This is a genomic window from Brevibacterium luteolum, from assembly GCF_025147615.1.
GTDB classification, from domain to species: Bacteria; Actinomycetota; Actinomycetes; order Actinomycetales; family Brevibacteriaceae; genus Brevibacterium; species Brevibacterium luteolum.
Genome location: NZ_JALXPM010000036.1, coordinates 22,107 through 30,382 on the forward strand (window position 1 = coordinate 22,107; position 8,276 = coordinate 30,382).

Here is an 8,276-nt window from a genome sequence, read left to right on the forward strand (position 1 = left end):
CACCCGTGCGGGCGATTCACCCGATTACAGCGCGCATGCGCGTACACGGTCTCATATCAGGCGCACATACGCCGAAAATTCTTTCGTCGGCGCATCGCCACGAGTGTCGATATGTAACAGAACTGTTGTGTTGTCCCTCGTCTCAGTCACGCCCGGGCCATACGTCGGCGACTGGCGACTCCACTGTTGTTTCACTTCTGCTATTTCACTCGATTCCGGTGCAGGCGCCGCAGAATCAGTCGACCCTGCGCACCCGCGGAGCACGCTGCATGACATCGTGCACCTCGCCGACGAGTTCCTCGATGACGTCTTCGAGGAACAGGATGCCGACGGTGCGATGGTTCTCGTCGAGCACCCGGCCGACGTGGTGTCCTGCCTGCTGCATCGAATCGAGGGAGTCCTCGATCTCGTCGGCAGCGCGCAGCGTCACCAGCGAACGGAAGCGCTTATCAGGGATCTCGGAGGCATAGTCGTCCTCCGTGTCGGCGTAGAGCACATCCTTGACGTGGATGTAGCCGCCGGGCTCCCCGTCGCTGTCAAGGATGATGTAGCGCGAGAAGCCGGTGCGGGCGACCAGCTGCTCGATATGCGCAGGTGTGACATCCTCGGCCACGGTGACGACACGGTCCATCGGAACCATGACGTCCCCGATGGTCTTGTCGGAGAACTCCAGGGCGCCCTTGAGCAGCCCGGTGTCATCGCTCAGCAGTCCCTCGCGCTGGGACTCGGCGACGATCGACTGCACTTCCTCGATCGTGTAGGCGGCGTTGACGTCGTCGCGCGGTTCGACCCCCATGAGCTTGAGGATCCGGTTGGCGAACGCGTTCATCGGGCGGATGACGAAGCCGAAGATGCGGGCCAGCACCACCAGCGGCGGGGCGAGCAGCACGGCCGCCTGCTGGGAGACGGCGAGCGCGATGTTCTTCGGGATCATCTCGCCGACGACGACGTGCAGGTACGTCACCACCGACAGCGCGATGATGAAGGCGATGGGCCCGGAGAGCGCCTCGGGCACGCCGAGGAAGCTCATCGGGCCGACGAGCAGGTGGTGAATCGCCGGTTCTGCGACATTGCCCAGCAGCAGTGAGCACACAGTGATGCCCAGCTGGCAGATCGCCAGCATGAGCGAGACGTGCTCCATGGCGAACAGCGTCGTCTTCGCTGCCTTCGATCCCTCTTCGGCCTTCGGCTCGATCTGCGAGCGCTTGGCCGAGACGATGCCGAACTCCGCGGCCACGAAGAAGGCGTTGCCCAGCAGCAGGACGACGAGCCACACGAGACCCAGCCAATCGCTCATGGCTGACCTCCTGCGCTCGAGTCTCCGACCGGCCAGGAGCTCTCATCCCACTCGACGGTGGTGTAGTCCGGGCGCAGCCGCAGGCGTTCGATGCGCCGGCCGTGCAGGCGCTCGACAGTCAGGGTGGCGTCTTCGATGCGGACGGTGTCGCCGACTTCGGGGATCCGACCGAGCTCCATGAGCACGAAGCCTGCCACCGTTTCGTAGTCGGGGTCTTCGGGGATCTCGACGCCGATGATGCCGGCGACCTCATCGGGGCGCAGCCGTCCGGGGATGATCCACGAACCGTCTCGGGCCGGCCGGACGGTCACCGAGAGCCGGTCGTGTTCGTCGACGACCTCGCCGACGAGCTCCTCGACGACGTCTTCCAAGGTCACGACACCGGCGGTGCCGCCGTATTCGTCGACGACGACGGCCATCTGGGTGCCGCGCGAGCGCAGCTCCATGAGCAGAGGATCGAGGGCAAGGGTCTCGGGGAACTCGGCGACCTCGGTCATAAGGCCTGCGGCGTAGGCATCGGCGCGGTTGGCCAGCGGTACGGCCACGGCCTGCTTGATGTGCACGACGCCTTCGATCTCGTCGCGGGACTCGCCGGTGACGGGGAACCGGGAGAATCCGGTCGAGCGGGCAAGTTCGACGATCTCAGCAGCAGTCGTCTCACGTTTGACGGTGACCATCCGTGTGCGCGGGGTCATGACGTCTTCGGCGGTGCGTTGGGAGAAGCTGAGTGTGCGCGTGAGCAGATCGGCGGTCTGCTCATTCATCGTGCCCTCCTGGGCCGAGTGCCGCACGAGCGCGGTGAGCTCATCGGCCGAGCGGCCGGCCGAGCCCTCCTCCTGCGGTTCGATGCCCATCGCCAGCAGCGCCTTATTCGCCGTGCCGTTGAGGACGGCGATGATCGGGCGGAAGGCAATGGAGAAGAAGTACTGCAGCGGGACGAAGATCTTGCCGGTCTTGAGCGGTGAAGATATCGCCATGTTCTTCGGCACGAGCTCACCGACGACCATCGACAGCAGGGTCGATATGAGTAGCGCGATCGTCAGGGACATACTGCCGGAGGCGCCCTCGGACAACCCGAGGGCATGCAGGGGCCCGCGCAGCAGCGCACCGAGTGAGGGCTCCATGAGATAGCCGGTCAGCAGGGTCGTGATCGTGATGCCGACCTGGGCTGCAGAGAGCTGAGTTGAGAGGTGTGTGATGCCCTTGCGCAGGTACTTCGAGCCGCGATCGCCGCGCGCGACGGCCTCATCGACGGTGTGCTTGTCAAGGGTGAGGAGAGAGAACTCGGCTGCGACGAACACGCCGGTGCCGAGGATGAGGAGCAGGGCGAGTGCGAGGAGTAGCCATTCCATCAGCGGCTGTCCCCTGCCGACAGGTGACCGTGAACGGCGCGCACGCGCCGGGTGGAGCTTCGCATCAGCAGGGCCGCGTCACGCGCGGCGGGGCTGATGCCAGGTATTCGGGGTTTATCGGGGCTGCCGGCTTCACGCCGGCTGGGACTGTCACTGGTCATGCGAGAAGTTTACCGTGCCCGAGGCGGTGGTCGCCATGTGCGGCGAGCACCGCCTCGGGTACGGGGCGAGTATCTCGGATGCCAGCCTGTTCACCAGGAGTGATGAACCGGCATGCCCTCCTGGTAGCCGGCCGCGGACTGGACGCCGACCTGGGCGCGCTCGGCGAATTCCGTGAGTGTGCGCGCACCCGCATACGTGCATGAGGAGCGGACTCCGGAAGTGATCTCATCGAGCAGGTCCTCGACACCGGGCCGGGCCGGGTCGACGAACATCTTTCCTGAGGAGATGCCCTCTTCGAACAGGCCCTTGCGGGCGCGGTCGAAGGCCGAGTCGCTCTGCGTGCGGGCGGCCACGGCGCGAGCTGAGGCCATCCCGAAGCTCTCCTTGTACTGGCGGCCGTCGGGGTCGACGAGCAGATCGCCGGGGCTCTCAAGGGTGCCGGCGAACCACGAGCCGATCATCACCTGGGAGGCACCGGCCACGAGTGCCAGGGCGACATCGCGCGGGTGCTTGACCCCGCCGTCTGCCCACACGTGGGCGCCGAGCTCGCGGGCAGCGGCTGCGCATTCGGCCACTGCGGAGAACTGCGGCCGGCCGACGGCGGTCATCATGCGGGTGGTGCACATCGCGCCCGGGCCCACACCGACCTTGACGATGGTGGCACCGGCCTCGACAAGGTCGCGGGTGCCGTCAGCGGTCACCGTGTTGCCGGCAACGATCGGCACGCCGAGCTCCAGGCCGCTGATGGCGGCCAGCACCTCGAGCATCTTCTCCTGGTGTCCGTGGGCGGTGTCGACGACGAGGACGTCAGCGCCGGCCGCGACGAGCGCCTGGGCGCGGGAGGCGACATCGCCGTTGACGCCGACGGCGGCGGCTACGCGCAGACGGCCCTGCTCATCGAGGGCCGGGGTGTAGATCGAGCAGCGCAGAATCGACTGCGCGGTCACCGCGCCGACGAGGGTCTGCCCGTCGACGACGGGCACGAAGTCCCGCCGCTGGGAGGTGAGCTCTTCGTAGACGCCGGCGAGCACCTCGCGGGTGGGGTCGTCGAGGCGGGAGGCCTGCACCGGCTCCTCGATCGGCTCCATCACTCGGTGCACGGAGGTGAACTGGTCGACACCGGTGAGCGAGGAGCGGGAGACAGTGCCGAGCACGCGGCTGTCGTCGTCGACGACCACGGCGTGGCCGTGGGCGCGCTTGGGCAGCAGGTGCAGGGCTGAGAGCACCGTGTCGTCGACCGACACGCGCACCGGGGTCTCGTAGACGGTATGGCGCTCCTTGATCCACCCGATCGTGGCGGCGGCCACCGGCAGCGGGATGTCCTGCGGCAGGACGGCCATGCCGCCGCGCCGGGCGATCGTCTCAGCCATCCGGCGCCCGGACACCGCTGTCATATTGCTCGCGATCAAGGGGATCGTCGTGCCGGTGCCGTCCGAGGTGGAGAGATCGACTTCGAAACGCGATGCCACCGACGACCGGCGCGGGACGAGGAAGACATCGGAGTACGTCAGGTCATGTGGAGGATGTTCCGTGAGAAAACGCATAGCACCAGTGTCCCTTTCAGACGGGAGATTGTCGCGCGGAAGCGCTAATATTGTGCCAAACCGTCTAATATCCAGATAAGGAAGAGGGCGATTCCCGCCGTGTCGGAACAGACCAGCACCCGCAGCGTCGAAGACTTCGGGTCAAACGAATGGCTTGTCGAAGAGCTGTATGAGCAGTACCAGGCGGACAAGAACTCAGTGGACAAGTCATGGTGGCCGTTTTTCGAGAAGTTCGAGAACGGCGACGGATCGGCCGGTTCCGGCGGCGGTTCGAAGCCCTCTGCGCAGAAGCCATCTGAGAAGAGGATCCAGAAGAGGTCCGGCGACGACGTCAGCGCCCACCAGGACACCGGCGCTGCGAAGGACGCCCCCGCCAAGGAGAAGCAGATCAGCTCCACCGAGCAGAAGGGTGTCACGCCCTCGGTCACGGAGTCGGAGACCCAGAAGGCGGAGTCGAAGTCCGCTGCGGCTGCCCGCAAGCGGTCGACCACCTCGGCAGCGAAGCCGGCGAACAACGAGACCAGCGAGGACGAGGTCGTCAAGCTGCGCGGACCGGCCAAGCTCATCGCCCAGAACATGGACGAGTCGCTGTCGGTTCCGACCGCCACCTCGGTGCGTTCGCTGCCGGCCAAGGCGCTCATCGACAACCGCATCGTCATCAACTCCCACCTCAAGCGCACCCGCGGCGGCAAGGTGTCGTTCACGCACCTCATCGGCTACGCCGTCATCCGTGCGCTCAAGGCCAACCCGAACCAGAACGTCTACTACGACATCCAGGACGACAAGCCGGTGATGGTCAAGCCCGGCCACATCAACTTCGGCCTGGCCATCGACGTGCCCAAGAAGGACGGCACCCGCTCGCTGCTGGTGCCCAACGTCAAGAAGGCCGAGACGCTGTCGTTCAAGGAGTTCGTCGACGCCTACGACGACCTCGTCGACCGTGCCCGCGAAGGCAAGCTCACCGCTGACGACTTCGCCGGCACCACCGTCTCGCTGACGAACCCCGGCGGCATCGGCACCGTGCACTCAGTCCCGCGCTTGACCAAGGGCCAGGGCTGCATCATCGGCGTCGGCGCGCTGACCTACCCGGCCGAGTACCAGGGCGCCAGCCAGGAGACCATCAACCGCCTGGCGATCTCGAAAATCCTCACCCTGACCTCGACCTATGACCACCGTGTCATCCAGGGTGCCGGCTCCGGTGAGTTCCTGCGCACCGTGCACGAGTACCTGCTCGGCAAGGACGGCTTCTACGACGACGTCTTCGCCTCGCTGCGCCTGCCCTACGAGCCGGTGCGCTGGGTGCCCGATGTCGACACCGGCGACCAGGACGACGTCAACAAGACCGCCCGCGTCATCGAACTCATCGACGCCTACCGCAACCGCGGCCACCTCATGGCCAACACCGATCCGCTCGTCTACCGGCAGCGCTCGCACCCGGATCTCGACATCAACCAGCACGGCCTGACGCTGTGGGATCTGGAGCGGATGTTCCCGACCGGCGGATTCGGCGGCAAGCCGATCATGCCGCTGCGCGACATCCTCGGACTGCTGCGCGACTCGTACTGCCGCACCACCGGCATCGAATACATGTACATCTCCGATCCGGCCCAGCGCCGCTGGTTCCAGGAGCGCCTGGAGGTTCCGCACGAGGAGCTCACCCGCGCTGAGCAGGGCCACATCCTCGGCCGCCTCAACGCCGCTGAGGCCTTCGAGACCTTCCTGCAGACGAAGTACATCGGCCAGAAGCGCTTCTCGCTCGAAGGCGGCGAGTCGGCGATCGTGCTGCTCGACGAGGTCCTCAACCAGGCCGCTGATGTCGGCATGGACGAGGTCACCATCGGCATGGCCCACCGCGGCCGCCTCAACGTGCTGGCCAACATCGCCGGCAAGAGCTACACGCAGATCTTCCGCGAGTTCGACGGCACCATGGCCCCGGACAGCTTCCAGGGCTCCGGCGACGTGAAGTACCACCTCGGTGCCGAAGGCTCCTTCACCTCCCCGTCGGGCAACTCGACGAAGGTGCAGGTCGCTGCCAACCCGAGCCACCTGGAGACCGTCAACCCGGTGCTCGAGGGCATCACGCGTGCTAAGCAGGACGTCATCGACCAGGGCGAGGGTGGCTTCACTGTACTGCCGGTCCTCGTCCACGGCGATGCCGCTTTCGCCGGCCAGGGCGTCGTCGCTGAGACGCTGCACCTGTCGGAGCTGCGCGGCTACCGCACCGGCGGCACGATCCACGTCGTCATCAACAACCAGGTCGGCTTCACCACCCCGCCGGCCTCGGCCCGCTCGTCGTACTACTGCACCGATGTCGCCAAGATCATCAGCGCCCCGGTGCTGCACGTCAACGGCGATGACCCGGAGGCCGTCTACCGCGCCGCCCAGCTGGCGTTCGAGTACCGGCAGGAGTTCAACCGCGATGTCATCATCGACCTCGTGTGCTACCGCCGCCGCGGACACAACGAGGGCGACGACCCGTCGATGACCCAGCCGGTGATGTACTCGCTCATCGAGAAGAAGGGTTCGGTGCGCAAGCTCTACACCGAATCGCTCGTCGGCCGTGGCTGCATCACCGAGGACGAGGCGAAGGAAGCGCTCAAGGACTACCAGTCCAAGCTCGAATCCGCCTTCGCCGAGACCAAGGAAGCCGAGAAGGACAGCTCCGAGAAGGACACCACCTTCACCCAGGGCTACCAGCGACCCGACGACCTCGAGACCGACAACACCGTCAAGACGGCTGTGTCGAAGGAGATCGTCGAGCGCATCGGCTCGGTCCACACCGAGGTGCCCGAAGACTTCGAGGTGCACAAGAAGCTCAAGAGCCTGCTGGAGAAGCGCGAGGAGATGTCGCGCTCCGGCGGCATCGACTGGGGCTTCGCCGAGCTGCTGGCCTTCGGCTCGCTGCTCATGGAGGGCGTGCCGGTCCGGCTCGCCGGCCAGGACTCGCGCCGCGGCACCTTCACCCAGCGCCACTCGGTCATCATCGACCACCAGAACAGCAACGAGTGGACGCCGCTGTCGAACCTCAGCGACGACCAGGCGAAGTTCTGGGTCTACGACTCGCTGCTGAGCGAATACGCGGCGATGGGCTTCGAGTACGGCTACTCAGTCGAACGCAAGGACGCCCTCGTGTGCTGGGAGGCACAGTTCGGCGACTTCGCCCAGGGCGCCCAGTCCGTCATCGACGAGTACATCTCGTCCTCGGAGCAGAAATGGGCGCAGAACGGCGGCATCGTGCTGCTGCTCCCCCACGGCTTCGAAGGCCAGGGACCGGACCACTCCTCGGCTCGCATCGAGCGCTACCTGCAGCTGTGCGCGGAGAACAACATGACGGTGGCGATGCCCTCGAACGGCGCATCGTACTTCCACCTCCTGCGCCGCCACGCACACACACCCAACAAGCGCCCGCTCATCGTCTTCACCCCGAAGTCGATGCTGCGCCTCAAGGCCGCGGCCACCCAGGTCGAGCAGTTCACCTCCGGCAAGTTCGAGCCGGTCATCGCCGATGACTCCGTCGATGCCAAGCAGGTCGACCGCGTCATCATGGTCTCGGGCAAGCTGTACTGGGATTTGGTGGCCAAGCGCAAGAAGGCCGGAGACGACAAGACCGCGATCGTGCGCGTCGAGCAGCTCTACCCGCTTGAGGAAGATGCCATCGCCGAGGTGCTCGAGCAGTACGGCGACGCCGAGCTCATCTGGGCGCAGGAGGAGCCGGAGAACCAGGGCGCCTGGCCGTTCATGGCGCTCAACCTCGTGCCGGTGCTCGGCCGGGACGTCCGCGTCGTCGCCCGGACCTCCTCGGCCTCGCCTGCGACCGGACTCAAGCTCGTCCACGATGCTGAGCAGGCTGAGCTCATCGAGCGCGTCTTCGAGCGCTGAAGCGTGAGTATCCCGAAGTCCACTTCGATCGTCGTGGGCGGC

4 protein-coding genes are annotated in these 8,276 nt (G+C 66.1%); 1 reads left to right on the plus strand and 3 read right to left on the minus strand.

Annotated elements, in window-relative coordinates; translation table 11 throughout:
- Positions 1-235: 235 nt before the first annotated feature.
- From M3C25_RS09680 to guaB1, 3 genes are all read right to left on the minus strand, one after another.
- Positions 236-1,297, minus strand: coding sequence for a hemolysin family protein (locus M3C25_RS09680; RefSeq protein ID WP_259856176.1), 1,062 nt, complete (start codon positions 1,295-1,297; stop codon positions 236-238).
- Positions 1,294-2,649, minus strand: coding sequence for a hemolysin family protein (locus M3C25_RS09685; RefSeq protein ID WP_259856178.1), 1,356 nt, complete (start codon positions 2,647-2,649; stop codon positions 1,294-1,296). Before M3C25_RS09685 ends, M3C25_RS09680 begins: the two co-directional genes overlap by 4 nt.
- Before the next feature lie 251 nt (positions 2,650-2,900).
- On the minus strand, positions 2,901-4,355 hold the full coding sequence (gene guaB1 / locus M3C25_RS09690; protein WP_259835251.1) for a GMP reductase: 1,455 nt from the start codon (positions 4,353-4,355) through the stop codon (positions 2,901-2,903).
- Between the two features lie 99 nt (positions 4,356-4,454).
- Between guaB1 and M3C25_RS09695 the strand changes: the two genes are divergently transcribed.
- A complete protein-coding gene (locus M3C25_RS09695; protein WP_259856180.1) occupies positions 4,455-8,234 on the plus strand; it encodes a multifunctional oxoglutarate decarboxylase/oxoglutarate dehydrogenase thiamine pyrophosphate-binding subunit/dihydrolipoyllysine-residue succinyltransferase subunit in 3,780 nt (1,259 codons plus the stop codon).
- The last annotated feature ends 42 nt before the right edge of the window (positions 8,235-8,276 follow it).

What these genes read in the sequence shown, in the direction of transcription:
- M3C25_RS09680 (WP_259856176.1), bottom strand. Translation starts at nt 1,297, where the DNA reads ATGAGCGATTGGCTGGGTCTCGTGTGGCTCGTCGTCCTGCTGCTGGGC.
- M3C25_RS09685 (WP_259856178.1), bottom strand. Translation starts at nt 2,649, where the DNA reads ATGGAATGGCTACTCCTCGCACTCGCCCTGCTCCTCATCCTCGGCACC.
- guaB1 (WP_259835251.1), bottom strand. Translation starts at nt 4,355, where the DNA reads ATGCGTTTTCTCACGGAACATCCTCCACATGACCTGACGTACTCCGAT.